The following is a 17,893-nucleotide window of genomic DNA, read 5'->3' on the forward strand; positions in this document are numbered from 1 at the left end:
TCCCACAGGTCGCCTGTTGAGGAAGGATAGGCACAGGCACCGCAAATCCTGGGCGAGCGGCAACGCGATCACCGAGCCGAGTTTTTCAACGAAATAAGCCCTAAGCTGACCTTCCGCTCCGATCTAATGCCTCCAGAATGCGGCAGTTGGATATCGTTGTGCCGCCTGTGCATTGCGCCCCAATCCTTCGGAGTTCTACGGCAAGCGCGTTAAGATCGGCGATTTTCGCCTCAACCTCGGCCAGATGCACCCGCGTCAGATCGTCCACGTCACGGCACGACTGTTGTCGATCTGAGGACAACGCAGCAAGATCGGCGACCTGCTCCAGCGAGAATCCTAGATCGCGGCAGCGCCGCACAAAGCGCAGACGATCAAGATGCACTTTGGAATAGAGGCGATAGTTCGCGGCGCTACGCTCGGGTTCGGGCATCAGACCAATGCGCTCGTAATAGCGGATCGTCACCACCTTGGTGTTGGTCAGGCGGGCCAGATCTGCGATGCGATACGTCTCACTCATGGTCTTGACCCTATAGTTGCTATAGACTGTAGATATGACGGCAACTGGACCATAATGCGAGTCGATCATGCCCTGTTGCTCTTCCGATGCCTGTTCCTCCACCGCGGGATCATCTCACCGTTTCCGTCGCGTCCTCTGGATCGTACTGGCCATAAACGCCGGAATGTTCGTGGCCGAGATCGCGGCCGGAATGCTTGCGGGTTCGGCCGCGCTTCAGGCCGATGCGCTCGATTTTTTTGCGGATGCCGCGAACTATGCAATCAGCCTGACCGTGCTGGGGATGACCCTGCGCTGGCGGGCGGGCGCGGCCTGGGTCAAGGGCGCGTCGATGGGGGCTTTCGGCCTGTGGGTGCTGGGCACGGTGATCTGGCATGCGCTGCACGGCTCAATCCCTCATGCGCCTACGATGGGGGTGATGGGGACACTGGCGTTGATCATGAATGTGATCTGCCTTCTGCTGTTGACCGCGTTTCGCGAAGGCGACGCGAACATGCGCTCGGTCTGGATTTGCTCGCGCAACGATGTGGTCGCCAATGTGGCGGTTTTGCTGGCCGCGCTCGGGGTTTTCGGCACTGGCACGGGCTGGCCCGATTTCATCGTCGCCACGCTGATGGCAGGCCTTGCCCTGCATGGTGCCGCCCAAGTAATGCGGGATGCAACGCGCGAATGGCGCAGCGGGTCTTCGATGCCCATCCCCGTGCTGCGTGCCGCCAAACAAGGAGCCCAATGATGTTCACCATCCAGCCGAAACGCCTGACCGAAATCCGCAAGGCACGCGGCGTCGGGCGCCCGCGCCTTGCCAAACTGTCTGGACTGACAGAGCGGCAGATCGCGCGGCTTGAAGGTGCCATTCCGTCCGAAGGAACACGTACCGAAGACACGGTCCTGCGGCTGGCGTCGGCGCTTCAGGTTCGCCCCGAAACGCTGACGAGCACGCGCGCTCTGACCAGCGACGATTTTCTGGTGGTTCCGCAGTCACGATGCTGCAGCCGGTGCTGATCAAATAAACGGGTCGGCGAGGTGGTAATTGCTCACCCATTATGAATGGCAGCAAAGTCCACATCGGCGGCGCTGCGGCAAGGCGCAGCGAATGGTGGGTTTAGGCTCCCAGGTCCGGTGAATCCTTGAACGATCGCTTTCGTGATCTGCGCTGCGGCGCAGGACGCCACTTGCTGCGGCTGCGAACAACTCCACCGTCATGCTGCATTTGCACCTGCCGCTTCGCGAATGACCGAAAAGTCCGCAATGCCGACCTCTGGCGGGGAAGGCCCCCGAAGATTTCTTCGGGAGACTGTATTGGTCGTAAGGACATTCCCGCAGGGATATCAGCCGCGAGTTGTACCACGACATGCAAAGGGCTGGCCCGGCACCCCGGATTTTTGCCCGATGATCTTCCGCACCCCGGCAATCGAGGCCTTCATCGCCCGCGACCTGGCAGCCGAGGCCCGCGCGGTGCTGGCCGAGGTGCCCGCCGATCTGCTCGCGCGTACTGCGGCCTTCCTGCGACTCAAGGATTCACGGTCGAGTTTCCAGATCGAAGGCGAGAACCCGCCCCAGGATCGCATCCGGCGCTGGGGCCAGATCATCGGTGAAGCCGGACGGCATCCAATCGACCGGGCAGAACTCGAACGCCTGCAACGCATCGTCATCGGCGATGCCCGCTTCGTCCATCTGGGCCTGCGGCAGGAGGGCGGCTTCATTGGCGAGCACGACTGCACGACCGGCGCCGCCCTGCCCGATCACGTCAGCGCCCGGCACGAAGACCTGCCTGCGCTGATCGCCGGACTCGAAGCGTTCGACCGCGATATTGCTCCGGGGCTCGATCCTGTTCTGGCGGCTGCCGGCCTCGCCTTCGGCTTCGTCTATCTCCACCCGTTCGAGGACGGCAACGGGCGCCTCCATCGCTACCTGATCCACCACGTGCTTGCTGCACGCGGCTTCAATCCGCCCAGGCTGGTTTTCCCGGTGTCGGCGGTGATCCTCGAGCGCATCGACGCCTACCGGCAGGTCCTCGAGAGCTATTCGCGTCGACTGCTGCCCCATGTCAGCTGGCGCCCAACCGATCGCGGGAACGTCGAGGTGCTGAACGACACCGGCGATTTCTGTCGCTTCTTCGATGCCACGCCCCATGCCGAATTCCTCTTCGCCTGCGTGGCCCAGACAATCGACCATAACCTGCCAGCAGAGCCCCGGTTCCTACGTGCTTATGACGGGTTCAAGTCCCGCGTCTCGGGCCTGATCGACATGCCGGACCGCTTGCTCGACCGGCTGTTTCGTTTGCTGCAGCAGAACGGTGGCAGGCTTTCCGGACGCGCTAGAGCGAATTCCTTCGCTGGTCTGACCGACGCGGAGGCCGACCGGATCGAAGCTATCTATGCGGAGTTCCGGGAGGAGTTCTGAGGTCGAACCGTTGGCCCGCTTCGGTGAAGGTGTAACCATTGGCGGTGACGGCCTCATCGACGACGTCATCCGGGGACAGATAGTCGTACTCGCGCTCGAGCTGGCGGTAGAGCCAGCAGGCGAGATTGCGCAACGCCTCAATCATGGTGTCCTCGGCATCGGCGGTCATGTCCTGCCCGCTTGGGCTGTCACACTCGACCGGGATCGCCATGCAGTACTCATGGTACCAATGGCCGCGATGCCCTGCAGCTCGGTGTCCTGCGGCGCGTATTCTCTGATCCGGCGTGGGGCGCCCTTGCGGTACGCATAGAAGTTTTCGAAGCACGCGCCATCTCCCTGGCTCAAGAAGCCTCGGAACCAGATGCAGGGTTCCTGCCGTGTGCCGCCGCCCATTAGCCGGACGGTTCGGGGCTTGAGGTTCAGCCTGAGGAATTCGGCGACGCGCTGGAAATCCTCTTAGACCGCATCGTACCAGTCATAGTCGAAGCCGCACCCAATACCTGAAGCCTTTCCGTCTCTATGCGCCTCGGGGCGCATATCGCCCGCAAGGTCCAAGACCTCTCGCTACTGCGGACCTTCATCGTCACCGTCGGGCTGGTCACCACCGTCATCTTCTTCGCACAGGCCTACGGTTGAACTCTTCGCAGAATGCTGAATTTTTCCGCGGCATGCACAGAAGGAAGTCCGCCATGCAGATTCTCCGTTCCCTCGGGCCCGCCGTGGCGCGCGTCTCCCTCGCCGAGGCGCTCCGCGCCGGTCTCGGCGCGCTGCTCGGCCTCGGCGTCACCGGGCTCTTCTTGCTCTCGCCGCAGGTCGACCTGAGCCTCGGGCTCTATCTCGTCGCGCCTTTCGGAGCTTCTTCGGTGCTACTCTTCGCAGTGCCCAACAGCCCCCTCGCCCAGCCATGGTCCGCCATCGTCGGCAATACCGTCGCGGCGCTGGTGGGTGTTGCGACCTGCCTGCTGGTCGCCGATCCAGCGCTGCGCATCGCGCTCGCCGTGGGGCTGGCGATCACCGCGACTATCGTCTGCCGCGCGGTGCATCCGCCCGCAGGGGCGGTGGCGATGACCGCCGCCATGAGCCCCGAGGCTATCGACCATCTCGGCTTCTGGTTCGCGCTGACCCCGATCGCCGCGGGCACCACCGCGCTGGTCGTCCTCGCCGCGCTCTACGCCCGGCTGACCGGGCGGCACTACCCGTTCCGGCAGTTCGACGCCCCCAGCCAGCACGGCACCGAGGACCGCAGCCCTTCCGACCGCCTCGGGCTCTCCGAGACCGAACTCTCCGGGCTGTTGGAGCGTTACCGGCAGTCCTTCAACCTCGGGGTCGAGGACCTGGCCCGGCTCATCGGCGCCGCCGAGCTGCAAGCCGCGAGTCACCATGCAGGCCCGCTCAATGCCGAGGACATCATGTCGCGCAATCTGGTCACTGTTGGTGGCGGCACAAGCCTCGCAGAGGTCGCCGACCTGTTCCGGCGGCATCGGTTTACCTCGCTGCCAGTGGTCGGGCCCGAGCAGAGGTTTCTTGGGGTGATCTTCCAGATCCACCTGATCACCCGCGCCCGCGAGGATGCGCAGCGGCTTGAACGGGGCCTCCTGCCCGCCTTTCGGCGGCTCGTCGATCTCCAGCGCGAGATCCCGGTGACCGCCTCGGACATCATGGATGTTGCCGGCCCGCGTGCGACGCGCGCAACGCCGGTCGCCGCGCTGCTGCCGATGATGGCGGATGGGGACGTCGATGCCATGCCAGTCCTGGAACGCGGACGCATCGTCGGCATCGTTACGCGCACAGACCTGATCGCCGCGCTGGCGCGACAGGCGCTCAGCTAAGGCTGACACACCACAGAAAAGACGCTGCAGACGAAAAATGGCCGAGACAAGCTCGGCCAAAGTTCAACACGGAGGTAGGGAAAGATGAGCTTGTGGCTCAATTCCGAACCCTACGCCCTATCTATGGGCCAAACAAATCTCTCGCAATAGCGTACCCCACAGGACCTGATGTCCGATAATGTATGGAAGCACGCCGAACGACCGCGGGTGCTGTGATGCTTGGTTTGCTTTGGGAAGGCCTCCACCGGGGGCGTCGGCAGCTTCGACACGCAAGCCAATCGCCACGCATACCGCGGCGAGATCATCGCCAGCCAGCTTCGCATCCAGAAGACATCGTCAGAGAGATTGGACGGCGAGCCAAGTAGAGAAGCAAAGGGGCCATCCAAACCTGGGGCGGCCCTTTGCCAAATGTGCGGCTTCAACACTGCACCACCGAAGGCGCACCATGGAGGGTGTGCAGCCTCACTTGCTGAACTCTTGCTGGCCCTCCGTTGCTGGCCCTCCGGCGGCTAAGCGCAGCGATCGGCCGCTCCGAGCCCTAACTCACCGAGATAGAGCGGGAGCTTCGCTGCGGATGCATTCGACCGCTGCCAGCCCTTAACTCGCCCTTCACCCCGAGAGCATAGGGCGGCGGTGCGCGGACCTTCCGGACTTTCGCTGCAGGTGCTCGATCGCCTCCTGAGGCCCGAGGAGCCCGAGAATGGCACGCTGCGCCACGCATGAAACAACATATTTCCGCCCTAAGCGTTTTGTCAGCGCTGCTCGCGATGCGACTGACTTGTAAGACAACCTCACAGCGCAATGTTATAGCATTGTTGCATTCTAGCGTTTGAAGGTCCCTAATCGATTGCGAAAGGACTCACGATGAAAACACTTCACATCTCTCTGGTCGCCAGCCTCCTGGCCGTCCCGCAGACATCTGCCTTCGCGCAGGACCACCGCGAGCTTGGCGCGCATGAGCACGGCATCGGGCAGCTGAACATGGCAATCGAAGGCGGTCGCATCTCTATGGAGTTGCAGGCGCCCGGGGCCGATATCGTCGGCTTTGAACATGCGGCCAGCGCTGCGGCGGACCGCGAGGCCGTGGACACGGCCTTGGCAGTGCTCGAGCGCCCGCTCGAGCTTTTCGTGATGCCCGAGGCCGCCGGCTGTACCGTGGCTGAGGCGCATGCCGCGCTGGAGGCGGATGAGCACGTGCATGAAGAAGGCCACGATCACGAGGAGCATGCGGAGGAAGATCATGAGGGGCATGACCATGATGATCACGATCATGACGCGCATGACGCCGACCATGACGACCACGCCGACGATGGGCACACAGAATTCCATGCCGAATATGCCCTCGATTGCGCGTCCCCCTCTGACCTTTCCCAGATCGGCTTTGCCTATTTCGACATGTTCCCGAATGCGCGCGAAATCGAAGTTCAGCTGCTGACCGACAAGGGGGCGCAGGCCTTCGAAGTCGACCGAGGCAGCCCGGTGCTCGACCTTGCCGGACAGCTCTGAACTGGAAAAGCCGGCCGTCGAGCTGCACGGGGTACGGTTCCACTGGGACCGAGGTTCGGGCTTTGCGCTCGAGGTGCCACAGTTTCAGGTCGCGCGCCGCGAGAGCGTGCTGCTGCTGGGGGAAAGCGGCTCGGGCAAGTCGACGCTGCTGTCGCTCATCTGCGGCATCGTGACGGCGCAGAGCGGACAGGTCACCGTCGGCGGGACGGATCTCGCGACCCTGCGGGCCGGGGCGCGGGACCGCTTCCGGGCCGAGCATATCGGGGTCATCTTTCAGCAATTCAACCTGCTGCCCTACGGCAGCGTGGCCGACAACATCCTGCTGCCGCTCAGCTTCGCGCCGGAGCGGCGGCGGCGTGCCGGGGACGCCCGCGCCGGGGCCGAGCATCTGTGCAAAGCCCTTGGCCTGCCGGTCGGGTTGCTCGCCAGCCCCGCCGGGCGGCTCAGCGTCGGGCAGCAGCAGCGGGTCGCCGTGGCGCGCGCGCTGATCGGGCGCCCGCCGCTGATCGTCGCCGACGAGCCGACCTCGGCGCTCGACGCAGCGACGCAGGACAATTTCCTCGGCCTGCTCTTCGAGCAAACCAGCGAGGCGGGCTCGGCCCTGCTGATGGTCAGCCATGATGAGCGCCTCGCCCCGCGCTTCGACCGCGTGCTGCGGCTCGAGGACATCGCCCATACCGAAAGGGCCGCCGCATGATCCTGCGTCTCGCTTTCGGCTCGCTGCGGGCCCGCGCCCTGACCGTGGGGTTGACGGTACTCGCCATCGCGCTGTCGGTGGCGCTCTTCCTCGGGGTCGAGAAAGTGCGTACCGGGGCCCGCGCCAGCTTTGCCGACACGATATCGGGCACCGACCTGATCGTCGGGGCGCGCTCGGGTTCTGTGCAGCTGCTGCTCTACTCGGTGTTCCGGATCGGCAATGCCACCAACAACGTCACCTGGGAAAGCTACCAGGACCTCGCCGCGCGCGACGAAGTGGACTGGATCGTGCCGATTTCCCTCGGCGACAGCCATCGCCAGTTCCGGGTGATGGGCACCACGCCCGGATTCTTCGAGCACTACAAGTACCGCGGCGGCCGCGCGCTGGAGATCGCGCGGGGGCACGGGCTGGACGACCTCTATGATGCAGTGATCGGGGCGGATGTGGCGGCGGCGCTCGGCTATGCGGTGGACGATCCGATCGTGGTCTCGCACGGGCTCGCCTCTTTCACCGAACATGACGACCAGCCCTTCCGCGTGGCGGGGATCATCGCCAAGACCGGCACGCCGGTGGACCGCACGGTGATCGTCGGCCTCGAAGCGATCGAGGCGATCCACGTCGACTGGCAGAGCGGTGCGCAGCGATCCGGCGCTGCCACGCCGGTCGAGCAAATCCGGCAGATGGACCTCACCCCGAAGGCGATCACCGCCGCGATGGTCGGAGTGAAATCGCGCCTGCAGGTTTTTGCGCTGCAACGCTGGATCAACGAGTATCCCGAGGAACCGCTGCTGGCGGTGCTGCCGGGCGTCGCACTGCAGGAGTTGTGGCAAATTGTCGGCATCGCCGAGACCGCGCTGGTGGGTGTCTCGGCCATGGTCGTGGTCACGGCGCTGCTGGGCATGACCGCGATGATCTTTTCGAGCCTCAACGAGCGCCGGCGCGAGATGGCGATCTGGCGCGCCATGGGTGCGCGCCCGGCGGTGATCCTTGGCCTTTTGGTGCTGGAGGCGGTCTTGATGGCGGCACTGGGCGCGCTCTTGGGCATGGCACTGCTCTACGGGGCGCTGGCTTTGGCGCGGCCTCTCATAGATGCGGCGTTCGGCCTTTGGCTGCCGCTGGAACCGCCGGGGCTGCGCGAGCTTTGGGGGCTACTGGCCGTGATCGGCGCGGCGGCACTGGCCAGCCTGCTGCCCGCGCTCAGGGCCTATCGCCTGTCGCTCGCCGATGGCATGATGGTGCGCATATGATTTTTGATCTGCGTGGACACAATGGAGAGCACGATATGCAGACACCCGTTACAAGGCGCGCGTTCTGCGCCGGACTGGCGCTTGTCGCGGCGCTGCCAGCCACTGCGCTGCGCGCGGCCAGTGCCACGGTGCTGACGTGGAAGGACCTGCTGCCTGACGGAGAGACCGCGCTGCCGCCCGGGCTGCAGGGGTTGGTGCAGCACGATCAGGCGTCGCTGGCGGCCCAGCAGCCCGAGTCGTCGGGGGTGCGGACCGACTGGAACGGCGAGACGGTGGAAATATCGGGTTTCATCGTTCCGCTCGACTACGAGGGCACCGGGGTCACCGCCTTCATGCTGGTGCCCTACGTCGGGGCCTGCGTCCACGTGCCGCCGCCGCCAGCCAACCAGCTCGTCTTCGTCACCACCGAAGAGCCCTACGAGTCGGAGGGCCTCTTCGAGGCTGTGACGGTCACCGGCATGTTCGGCACCGCCGCCACCTCCACCCAACTGGCCGACGTGGGCTATGCGCTCTCGGCCGACAGGATCGAGCCCTACAAGGGCTGAGACTGTCCGGGCTCCGCGCGGCGCGGTCCAGAGTTCGACAAGGATTGGACATGGACAAGGCCTGAAGAACGCTGCAAGCTGGATGCAGCCCAAGGGAGTACCGCATGAGCCGCACCACTTCCACATGGATCAGGCCGCGTATCGCCGGGGTGCTGCTGGCCTCCGCCTTGGCGCTTCTGCCGGCGCCGCAGACCGCCGCCTGTGCCTTCCACACCGACCTGCCGGAGCAGACCGTCGGCGACTGGTTGGTCGACGGCACCGAGGTCGTGCTGGCCCGCCCCGATCCAGACAATGAGTTCTCCTTTCACGTCACCAAGGTGATCCATACCGCGGGGGAAGCGCCCGAGATCAACCTTCTGGTCAGCAGCGATCTGCGCCGCAAGTTGCTGAACCACCCCGACGACACAGTGCTGCTGGCGCATGATGGCGTCAGCTGGCTGATCCTCGCCTATGTTGACGCGACTTTCAGGCCCATCATGACCGAGATCCTCGCGAAGGCGCCCGGCTGGGACGGTGGATATAACGCCGAACGGCTGGCGATCTTCGCCGATCTGCAGGACAGCCCCGACATCGATCTGCGCCTCCTGGCCCTGAACGAGATCGACAAGGCGCCTTATGGAATGCTCAGGGAAATGGACCTTCGGCTTACGCCCGAGGACCTGCTACGCGACCTCTGGTCCCCCTTTGCCTATGGCTACCAGCCGATCCGGGTTCTGCTGCTGGGCCTGAGCGACAGCGACGCGGCACGAGACGAGGTCCGGGACTTCCTGCTGCGTGTCGCAGACTGGGAGTGGGCGAACAACCTCGGCGCCTTTGCCACGGCAGAGATAGAGTTGAACGGCGTTGCGGGCGTGGATTTCCTCGAAGAGCACTACCTTGCAAACCCGCGCCAAACGCTGGCCAACCTCGAACAGGTGGTCGAGGCTCTGGCAATCCAGCATGGCGCGGCGCCGCCCGAGGTCCGCACGCAGATCGCCGACGCACTGAAGCGGTTCGTCAACGCACGGCCGGAAGGTGCGCCATTGGTCGCCCGGCAGTTCGTCACGCGGCAGGATTGGTCACAGGCGCCGCTGCTTGCGCAGATCATGGAAGAAGACTGGCTCACTTCCGCGCCCGACCTTCTGGCGGTGGCGATCTATGTGGCGCAGGCGCGCGGTGCAGGGGCGGTGCCCGTGACAAAGCCCGGCTCCGACGGCTGATCCTCCGCCACATCCGCCCTCTTTACCGGCGCCTGGCGTGATGCTGCGGCGAGCTCGGAGGGCAGCTCAGGGCTGGTAGTCGACCGTGCCACAGCGTCACTACTTTCTCGTCCTAGGCAAAGTCCTAATCTGTACGCTCATGAAAATGCGCAAGAAGTGGGCTCGGGATTGGGAGCACGTCATCTACTGCTCAGATCGGTGCCGGCGATCGGCAAAGTGAGCGTGCTTGGGTGCAACCAGCCCCGCTCTAAGAAAACACAAGCCAAGCGAGGTGCGATCTTGCCCAGTCTGCCCATGGCTATCTGGTCGACCTCACCATACTTTACCGAATACAGGAATTTTCACCTCGCAACGAGCCGTAAGCGTCGAATTTTACCTTAAACGATAAGTGCGTTGCTCTTCGGTGCGATCTCGCTTACCGTTTACCGTATTCGGTAAGAGACGGCGCCATGAACATCAATAAAAACGGAGATATCTTGACGCGGGTCGGGGCTGAAATCCGACGGCAGCGACAGGCCGCTGCTCTTAGCTTGCATGACCTCGCACTCTTGTCCGGCATCTCGAGCTCGGCGCTCTCGCTGATTGAGACCGGCAAACGCGATGCCCGGCTGAGCACTCTTGATAAGATCGCGCGATCACTTGGCACCGACATCTCAACACTCTGCGTCCGCTCGACTGAAGCCGGCCCTGCTCAGGTCGGGGATAAGGGCCCAGGCTATGATCTGAGTGGCCTCGAATGACCGTGGTCAAAGTCTACTTTGCCCGCCTCCTTGTGGGGCGCATTGGTGTGGATCCGGAAGGCGACCTGAGCTTTTCGTATGAGCCCGCGTGGCAAGCCACCGAAGGCACCTTCCCGATCTCGCTCAGCATGCCGATAAGCTCTGCAGGTTATGCGTCAAGCATCATTTCGCCCTGGCTTGCAAACCTCATTCCCGAGGAAGAGCAACTCGACATGCTGACGCGCTCTCTGGGGCGATCACGAGCGGATATTCTGGGCCTCCTTTCCGACATCGGCGGTGATACAGCTGGGGCGCTGTCGTTTCGAGATCCAAGCGATCCAAACGCCTGGCGGTATAGCCCGCTTACCGAGTTTTACGAGACAAAAGACGCCGCAGAAGCTCTTGAAAAGCATCTCGCGGACCTCGATAACAGGCCATTCCTCGCCGGAGAAGAAGGCGTCCGCTGGTCCTTGGCCGGCGGCCAGAAAAAGACGGCATTGGCGGTCCTCGATGCTGATGGAAACCCGGTACTGAGACTTCCGCGAGAGGGGGACCAGCTGGCTGTTCCAATTGCCGGGGCGCCTTCCACGATCATCGTGAAGCCAGACAACCCACGGCTTCCCGGCATTGCGGAGAACGTGGTATATTGCCTGCGCCTAGCAGCCGCGATTGGGATCCCGGCCGCAGAAGCCGCAATCATTGCTACCCCGGCGCGGACGGCCATTGGCGTGTTGCGATACGACCGCCGCCTTACGCGAACCGGCGCCATTCAGCGCCTTCACCAAGAGGACTTCGCTCAGGCCAACAGTCTACCACCAGGCCGCAAGTATGAGCACGGTACCGTTCCGGGCCTTTCGCTTCATGATCTCTTCGAGACCGGTCGCCGCCTGGGCCCACGCAGCGTCCTAGCCCTCCTGGATCAGGTGATCTTTAACGCCCTCATTGCGAACACGGACGGACACGCGAAGAACTACTCGCTGCTCCTTCCCTTACGCGATGCCCCTCACCTGTCGCCGCTCTATGATGTCTCTACGGCTCTTCCCTGGCCACACGTCGTGCAGAAGTTTGCTCAGTCGCTTGCTGGCAAACGCCGGAAGCCCGGTGACATGGCCGCGCGTCATTGGAAGGTGATCGCGGAGACGTCCGGTTTTCGACCAGCGGACGTGATGGGTCGGGTGCAACTACTCGTAGATCGGATGGTCGCGGCTCGGGTGAAGACGACCTCCGAGTTAACGTCCTTTTCCGGTGCGACACCCGGATATGTTAACGAGGTTGCAGAACTGATCGAGGCGAACGCACTGCGCATCGCGGGCCGGTTGGAACGGCGCCCGGCGTCTAAAGACGAATTATAGCTTCCTCCTGACCGATTGCCTACATGCGGCTCAGCCGGGATCGGCTTCAGCAACTCGAAGGCATCAACAGACGAGCCCCCGAGCCAGGTCTCGTAATCTTCCCGCGGGAGGATCATCGATCGGCTGGCGATGATGGTGCTTGGCACCGGGCTCAACATGAGTTTCGAAAAGGTCCGCCGCTATTGCGCCCACAGCATCGATGTGGTGGTCCAGCTGGGAAGGGAGGATGGCCGGCGGGGGATTGCGGAGACTTTTCTGCCGGGGATGGGAAGCTGACGGCCGTAGAGGTACCAGCCTTGCGCACCAGTGAAGACGGGCAATGCTTACGCGTGATATTTTGCGCGTTGGCGAGGGACCTGCATAGAGGGCACCCTTTCGGCCGGGATGGCGAAAGCTGCAACACATCGCCAAGATCGTTGCACAGCCGCGAATGGTCTTTCGCGACTTAGAACCTGTAGTGAACCACTTTACACCTGTCGCCTATCAGCTTACATAAGGTCATGATCAAGACTTTCGCACACAAGCAACTGAAAGCCCTCTGGGAGACTGGCAAGTCAAAGATCGAGGCGCGCATGCACAGCCGCATTCTGCGGCGCCTGGATGCGCTCGACGCCGCCACCGCTCCCGAAGACATGAACCTGCCGGGCTTCGACTTTCACAGTCTGCGAGGTCACACTCCAACGCGCTACACCGTCCATGTGAACGGCCCGTGGTGCATCACTTTCGAGTTCCGCGACGGCGACGCCTATGTGCTGGACTACGAGCAATATCACTAGGAGGCGAGGATGAGCCGCAACCCCAACCGCTGCCCGACGCATCCGGGCGAACTGCTCCGCGAGGATGTGATCCCCGCGACCGGGAAATCCAAGTCCGAAATCGCGCGCCTTCTGGGGATTTCGCGCCAGCACCTGCATGACCTTCTGGCCGAACGGAAGCCCGTCAGCCCGGAAGTCGCCGTGCGGCTTGGTAAGCTATTCGGCACCGCGCCACTGGTCTGGATCAGGATGCAGGGGGCCTATGATGCCTGGCATGCAACCCGCGACGTCGATGTGTCGGCCATCCCGACACTGAGCGCCGCGCCCGACAACTCGGCCACGACCTAGATCCCATAGCGACGGAGCGAGTTGGCTGCTGGCTCGCTGGTTTCTCCCGCGGCACCGGGCTCAGCAGAGCTTCGAAGAAGTCCGCTGCTCGTAGATCGGATAGTCGCGGCTCGGGTGAAGACGACCTCCGAGGTAACGTCCTTTTCCGGTGCGACAGCCGGAAATGTTGGCGAAGTTGCAGAACTGATCGAGGCGAACGCACTGCGCATCTCGGGCCGGTTGGAACGGCGCAGGACGGCTGCAGACGAATGAGGCCCGTCCCTGAAAGGATGACCAAGGGGCCTCAAGAATATCATGCTGGCTCACTTTTGAGATCTTCCCCCTGCCCCGTGACCTTCATGCGCTCGGCCGGGAACGGCTTAAGTAACTCGAAGGCGTCATCCGGCGCCCCAGTGAGCCAGATGTCGTAGTCCTCCCGCGGTAGGATCACCGGCATCCGGTCCGGATGGACGTCCTTGACCAGAGCGTTGGGCGTGGACGTGACCATCGAGTACGTATCGATCTCTACCGGGTCATCCTTGTAGTAGCCCTTAAATTGCCGCCAGATGCCCGCGAAAGCATAAGGTTCTGGATCTCCATCCTCACCTACGACCGTGAACCAGAAGTAGGTCGCCGGCGAGCGCCCCTTGGCCTCGCAGAAGGACGTCGCAGGGATCAGGCACCGGCGTTCCTCGAAGCTACCGCGCCAGAAGCCACTCGAGCGCAACTTGTCGTCCCTGGCGTTGTTGATCGCTTTCGGTTGGATGGGCTTGCCGGTCTTCTTCGACTTCTGAGGCATGACGAACCCCCAGTGCATGTCCAGAAGCTCCCGCTCACCACTTTCGTTCACGCGTACGACAGGACCATCGTACTTCGGAAAGATTGCCTTTCGGGGCTCAAAGTTGCCCAGCGCGTCGTTGCCAGCGTCGACCTTGAAAAGGCTTCGCATGGCGTCCTGTGGCATCGTGGAAGCATAGAGATTGCACATGGACCCGATCCTGAATTCTCCCGCCTAGAGGATGGCGCGTTTTCAGGATCGGACAAGTTCTTTGCACAGATTAGCTGGCTGCACACCCCTGGTAGCCCGGGCTCGCCATGCAGGTCAGTTGATCTCGGACAGACCGGTCTTCCAGGTTACCTCCGGTGGAATGGATGTACTCTTGGGGCACCATGCCACCGAGCTCCTCCTCCTCCTCGAAGGTGACGGTCGTCGTGAGGGACTGGTCGTGCTTGTCCGTGGCCTCGAGGGTATAACCCGACGAGAAGAACCCGCTGTTTTCGGACCAGGAGAACTCGGTGCGCCCGCGAAGCTCGCAAATCAGCTTTCCCAGCTTCACGTTGTCGACGTCTTCGGCGCCTTCTGCGGCATTCACGATCAGCAGTGTGTCGAGCTCTTCCGAACTCAGACCGGTTTTTTCTTGGGTGAGTTCGCACAGCCTTTCATTGCGCTCTCCGTTGGCTTTGATGATCGCATTGCTGCAAACGCCGCGGATGATGTTCTTAGCGTCAAAGTCAAGGTCTGCCGGGAGCCCCGGCACTTCGCAGCGCGGGTCGTCGTAGGCTGCGGAGAATTCCCAATCGTCGGACATGAACTGGTCCTCAGAAAACTCGAGCTCCTTTTGAGCGTAGGCGCCGATGACCGGAAGCGCCGCCTTCTGACGCTCTCGGACAAGCTTGTGCAGCTGAGAACTTGCCTCCCGCACCTCGCGGCTCGAGCCCCGAGGCACCTCGATGTTCTGAAAATCCCGATAGCCGTTCGTATCGAGGTAGGCCCCGATCTCGTTGGGCAACTTATCGATTTCAGACACATTGCTCTCGATCTCGGCGAGCAGTTCCCTGTCTTTCTCTGCAGCTGCCAAGCGCTCGGAGAGGTTTTCAGACGCTTGCACAATTCGCGGGTAGTGCTTGGCAAGGCGTTTTGCTTTCTCTGCACCCCACTTGTTCCCGCACTCCTCGAGCCGTGCCATTGCGCCCTCTGTAAACTCCCGATCCCAGTAGGCAAAAGGAAGCCCGAAGAGAGGCTCCATCCGATCGGCACGATTGAAAATCGTCGTGTCGACGAGCGCACAGAACCGCTCCTCTTCGAGACCGCTCATAGGAGCAACTTCGTATCCGGCGGAAGCGACCCGGAAGGCGGCGTCTTCCATTTTCCTCTGGTAGCGATCCTTAAGGCTCCGCTCCTCGAAAATATTGAGATCAAAGCCAAGCTTGGGATCGTAGACCTCTGCTACCTTGGAGAGGAGCGCCTTAGCCTCGTCCTCGCTCGTCACCGGCATCTCATCAATGATCGCGTCCTGCTGGGTCAGATACTCCCCGTAAAACTCATTCACGGCGTCATAGGTGGATTTGGGCAAAGTTGCTTGGTCCAAGTCGGGCAGCAACCCACTCGGGGGCAGGTTGTAGACCATATCGCTAAGCTTCACCGCATTCTTCGGACTTGTCTCGCTGCTAGACGCAAAGCTGACGACCTCCTGATAAGCCGATACGGGGTCAGATGGCATCGGGGCGAGAACACTACTCCCTTGGCACCGACCATCCATCCAATACAGAGCCAGGCTACCGTCATCTGCACTTTGAACTTCAAAGCTCGCTCTGCCGTAGCTGTGCCGCATCGATCCCAAGGCTTCGGGGTAGGAGGTCACATCATATCTTGAAAAGTCTTTCTCCCGAATGACCTGGAATCCATCGTCCCCAGACGAGATGACATAGGTGTGCCGGAAATTGCTGCCGCAGTACGATTGACCTGAATAGTGAGCCTCCTGCGCAGCCAAAGCAGAGGTTTGGCTCAGCGCGATGGCGGCGGCGGACATAAGAAGAGAACGATACATGAGGACCCTGAAGCGAAATTCTGTCGGTCTCACTTAAAGCGCCTCTGTATGTCCCCCGCCATACAAGGGCAGGGAATCTTACAATTCTCCCGGGAATTACCACCTAAGGTTGGTACTGAAGGGCCGGTTCAGTCAGTCACTTTGACCGCTGATCGTTCTTTCAAGCTTCCGCCGCGAGGCCTCGAGGTCGTCTAGGCTGCGAGTGAGGGTCTTCGCTTTGATCAGTGTCGTGACCATCAGCGTCCCCATGCCGCTCGCAATCAGGGAAATGACTACCCGCATGAGCGGCGAGAGCAGTTGCCCAAACCCGAACAGCGCAAAGAAGATGCTGAGGGTCAGCAGGCCGATCCCTATCCAACACCAAGCAACCGCACGGGCTGCGAGTTTGCGGCGCTTACGGTGCTGAGCGAGCCAAGTCTGAAAATCATCCATCATGGCTCCCTGTAGCGCGGCAAGGCCGGGACCGCAAACGTCACAAGGGGAACATCCCGATCGCGTCGAAGACCTCATCTCTCGTTCGCTGCGTGACCTCTCGAGATCGCGCCGTCCCCTCACGGATGACATCCCGAACAAAATCAGGATCCGCCTCCAGCTGGGCGCGGCGTTCTCTGATCGGCCCGAGGAAGCTTTCCAGAACCGACAGCAGTCTCTTTTTCAGAGTTCCGTCGCCGAGCCCACCACGGCGGTAGTGAGCCTTCAATTCCTCGACGGCCTCATTGTCCGGATCGAACGCGTCCAGGAAGGTGAAGACAACGTTGCCGTCTACCCTGCCCGGATCCGATACCCTTAGGTGGTTTTCGTCCGTGTACATCGCGTTCACTGCGTCCTTCAGAGCTCGCCGAGAGGCAGACAGCGGGATCGAGTTACCCCCGGACTTCGACATCTTGGCGCGCCCGTCGATACCAGGAAGCCGACCCGCTGACGGGATGATGGCTTTGGCAACCGGCAGCACCTCGCGGCCGGCAGCTGCATTGATCTTCCGGATGATTTCGTTGGTCTGCTCCAAGATCGGCGCCTGATCTTCTCCGACGGGCACGACCTCCGCCTTGAAGGCGGTGATGTCGGCAGCTTGGGCAGCCGGATAGCAAGCAAATCCTGCAGGAATGCTTCTGCCAAAGCCCCGCGAGCGGACCTCCTCCTTGATCGTTGGGTTCCGCTCCAGCCGAGCCAGGGTCACGAAGTTCAGATAGAGCATCGACAGCTCGCCCAGCGCCGGGAGTTGCGACTGCAGGCAGATGGCGGACTTCTCGGGGTCGATGCCGACAGCGAGGTAGTCGATGGCCACCTGCAGAACGCTGCGGCGCACCTTGCGAATGTCATGCGCGTTGTCTGTCAGCGCCTGCATGTCAGCGAGCAGCAGAAACTGGTTGTGGGTCTCTTGGCACCTCAGACGGTTTCTGAGTGAGCCGGCGTAGTGCCCGAGATGCAGTGGCCCGGTCGTCCGGTCTCCGGTGAGAATGGTTTTCTTAGTCATTTTGGGGGTGCCCTTTCTTGGCGTGGAGGGACACCGCACGAGAAGACTCTGAAAACACAAAGGCCGCCAATGCGGCGGCCCAGTGTTGCATGCATGAGTTATCTGGCCGCCTGTATTAGGAAGCCAGCCACCAGAAGGTCGAAGGGGTCATCATGCGCGTCATGACCTAGCATCTATTCTTATTTGCGCTCAAAATCAATGCCGAATTCACGGAAGATCAATCGACGTGCCCTCACTCAATTAATCCCGCGCGGAATTATGTAGCTAATGCAAACTCGTTGAAGGATAGCTCGTCTGGGGGGGGGGGTAGTGTGTTGGTATGGCAAAATCCGAGAACCGCTTTAGCTTCGCAGACCCCTTCTTGGCGCACCCATACCGTAGCTCTGCGGCTGTGATAATGCTCACGCAGATCGCATCCGCCCCGACCTCGCGAATTCGCTTTACCGCACCGCCGTCAGGATGCCGCAGCAGATCGGAGACAATATTGGTGTCGAGCAT

General features: G+C 62.1%; 20 protein-coding genes and 1 pseudogene. 14 read left to right on the forward strand and 7 right to left on the reverse strand.

The genetic code is table 11. The features are described from left to right. Positions 1-100 precede the first annotated feature (100 nt). Positions 101-586 (reverse strand): MerR family transcriptional regulator, encoded by a 486-nt coding sequence (locus tag ACXAJT_RS22445; RefSeq protein WP_475239347.1) that lies wholly within the window; start codon positions 584-586, stop codon positions 101-103. Between ACXAJT_RS22445 and ACXAJT_RS22450 the strand changes: the two genes are divergently transcribed. The 3 genes from ACXAJT_RS22450 (at position 585) to ACXAJT_RS22460 (ending at position 2,917) form a co-directional block, all read left to right on the forward strand. Beyond that, positions 585-1,247, forward strand: a complete 663-nt coding sequence (locus ACXAJT_RS22450) for a cation efflux transmembrane domain-containing protein (RefSeq protein ID WP_475239350.1) — start codon at positions 585-587, stop codon at positions 1,245-1,247. The genes ACXAJT_RS22445 and ACXAJT_RS22450 overlap by 2 nt on opposite strands. Next, positions 1,247-1,516: a helix-turn-helix domain-containing protein gene (locus ACXAJT_RS22455; protein ID WP_475239352.1), complete on the forward strand. Its 270-nt coding sequence runs from the start codon at positions 1,247-1,249 to the stop codon at positions 1,514-1,516. Before ACXAJT_RS22450 ends, ACXAJT_RS22455 begins: the two co-directional genes overlap by 1 nt. Before the next feature lie 387 nt (positions 1,517-1,903). Continuing rightward, positions 1,904-2,917: a Fic family protein gene (locus tag ACXAJT_RS22460; protein WP_475239355.1), complete on the forward strand. Its 1,014-nt coding sequence runs from the start codon at positions 1,904-1,906 to the stop codon at positions 2,915-2,917. Here ACXAJT_RS22460 and ACXAJT_RS22465 read toward each other — a convergent pair. Further along, a pseudogene (locus tag ACXAJT_RS22465) lies at positions 2,886-3,454 on the reverse strand (antitoxin of toxin-antitoxin stability system). The gene ACXAJT_RS22460 and the pseudogene ACXAJT_RS22465 sit on opposite strands and share 32 nt — an antisense overlap. Positions 3,455-3,606: 152 nt before the next feature. On the opposite strand from ACXAJT_RS22465, the gene ACXAJT_RS22470 reads away from it, so the two are divergent. The 11 genes from ACXAJT_RS22470 to ACXAJT_RS22520 all read left to right on the forward strand — a co-directional run bounded on the left by ACXAJT_RS22470 (position 3,607) and on the right by ACXAJT_RS22520 (position 13,114). Beyond that, positions 3,607-4,746 carry an HPP family protein gene (locus ACXAJT_RS22470; protein ID WP_475239358.1) on the forward strand — a complete coding sequence of 380 codons (1,140 nt, stop codon included), beginning with the start codon at positions 3,607-3,609 and terminating at the stop codon, positions 4,744-4,746. Between the two features lie 864 nt (positions 4,747-5,610). Continuing rightward, positions 5,611-6,252, forward strand: a complete 642-nt coding sequence (zrgA, locus tag ACXAJT_RS22475; RefSeq protein ID WP_475239361.1) for a zinc uptake protein ZrgA — start codon at positions 5,611-5,613, stop codon at positions 6,250-6,252. Next, positions 6,236-6,949: an ABC transporter ATP-binding protein gene (locus tag ACXAJT_RS22480; protein ID WP_475239365.1), complete on the forward strand. Its 714-nt coding sequence runs from the start codon at positions 6,236-6,238 to the stop codon at positions 6,947-6,949. Before zrgA ends, ACXAJT_RS22480 begins: the two co-directional genes overlap by 17 nt. Beyond that, a complete protein-coding gene (locus ACXAJT_RS22485; protein ID WP_475239368.1) occupies positions 6,946-8,196 on the forward strand; it encodes an ABC transporter permease in 1,251 nt (416 codons plus the stop codon). The genes ACXAJT_RS22480 and ACXAJT_RS22485 overlap by 4 nt, the downstream gene beginning before the upstream one ends. A gap of 35 nt (positions 8,197-8,231) precedes the next feature. Beyond that, positions 8,232-8,741 carry a DUF3299 domain-containing protein gene (locus ACXAJT_RS22490; RefSeq protein ID WP_475239371.1) on the forward strand — a complete coding sequence of 170 codons (510 nt, stop codon included), beginning with the start codon at positions 8,232-8,234 and terminating at the stop codon, positions 8,739-8,741. Positions 8,742-8,845: 104 nt separating this feature from the next. Then, on the forward strand, positions 8,846-9,940 hold the full coding sequence (locus tag ACXAJT_RS22495) for a hypothetical protein (RefSeq protein WP_475239374.1): 1,095 nt from the start codon (positions 8,846-8,848) through the stop codon (positions 9,938-9,940). Positions 9,941-10,085: 145 nt separating this feature from the next. Next, on the forward strand, positions 10,086-10,160 hold the full coding sequence (locus tag ACXAJT_RS22500; protein WP_475239616.1) for a DUF2256 domain-containing protein: 75 nt from the start codon (positions 10,086-10,088) through the stop codon (positions 10,158-10,160). Positions 10,161-10,389: 229 nt separating this feature from the next. After that, entirely contained in the window at positions 10,390-10,680 is a 291-nt protein-coding gene (locus ACXAJT_RS22505; RefSeq protein WP_475239377.1) for a helix-turn-helix domain-containing protein, read from the forward strand. Further along, positions 10,677-12,011 (forward strand): HipA domain-containing protein, encoded by a 1,335-nt coding sequence (locus ACXAJT_RS22510; protein WP_475239380.1) that lies wholly within the window; start codon positions 10,677-10,679, stop codon positions 12,009-12,011. The genes ACXAJT_RS22505 and ACXAJT_RS22510 overlap by 4 nt, the downstream gene beginning before the upstream one ends. Positions 12,012-12,511: 500 nt before the next feature. Next, positions 12,512-12,787, forward strand: a complete 276-nt coding sequence (locus ACXAJT_RS22515) for a type II toxin-antitoxin system RelE/ParE family toxin (RefSeq protein ID WP_475239384.1) — start codon at positions 12,512-12,514, stop codon at positions 12,785-12,787. Positions 12,788-12,796: 9 nt separating this feature from the next. Then, complete coding sequence (locus ACXAJT_RS22520; protein ID WP_164213770.1) at positions 12,797-13,114, forward strand: HigA family addiction module antitoxin; 318 nt, start codon at positions 12,797-12,799, stop codon at positions 13,112-13,114. A gap of 292 nt (positions 13,115-13,406) precedes the next feature. Here ACXAJT_RS22520 and ACXAJT_RS22525 read toward each other — a convergent pair whose 3' ends face one another. From ACXAJT_RS22525 to ACXAJT_RS22545, 5 genes are all read right to left on the reverse strand, one after another. Continuing rightward, positions 13,407-14,081 carry an SOS response-associated peptidase gene (locus ACXAJT_RS22525; protein ID WP_475239388.1) on the reverse strand — a complete coding sequence of 225 codons (675 nt, stop codon included), beginning with the start codon at positions 14,079-14,081 and terminating at the stop codon, positions 13,407-13,409. A gap of 70 nt (positions 14,082-14,151) precedes the next feature. Next, entirely contained in the window at positions 14,152-15,921 is a 1,770-nt protein-coding gene (locus ACXAJT_RS22530; protein ID WP_475239390.1) for a hypothetical protein, read from the reverse strand. A gap of 132 nt (positions 15,922-16,053) precedes the next feature. After that, positions 16,054-16,353 (reverse strand): hypothetical protein, encoded by a 300-nt coding sequence (locus tag ACXAJT_RS22535; RefSeq protein ID WP_475239394.1) that lies wholly within the window; start codon positions 16,351-16,353, stop codon positions 16,054-16,056. Positions 16,354-16,393: 40 nt separating this feature from the next. Continuing rightward, positions 16,394-17,395 carry a tryptophan--tRNA ligase gene (gene trpS, locus ACXAJT_RS22540; RefSeq protein WP_475239396.1) on the reverse strand — a complete coding sequence of 334 codons (1,002 nt, stop codon included), beginning with the start codon at positions 17,393-17,395 and terminating at the stop codon, positions 16,394-16,396. 264 nt (positions 17,396-17,659) lie between these two features. Continuing rightward, positions 17,660-17,893: a PIN domain-containing protein gene (locus ACXAJT_RS22545; RefSeq protein ID WP_475239619.1), complete on the reverse strand. Its 234-nt coding sequence runs from the start codon at positions 17,891-17,893 to the stop codon at positions 17,660-17,662.

The sequence above is a fragment of the Salipiger sp. ABF4_146 genome (assembly GCF_056161345.1).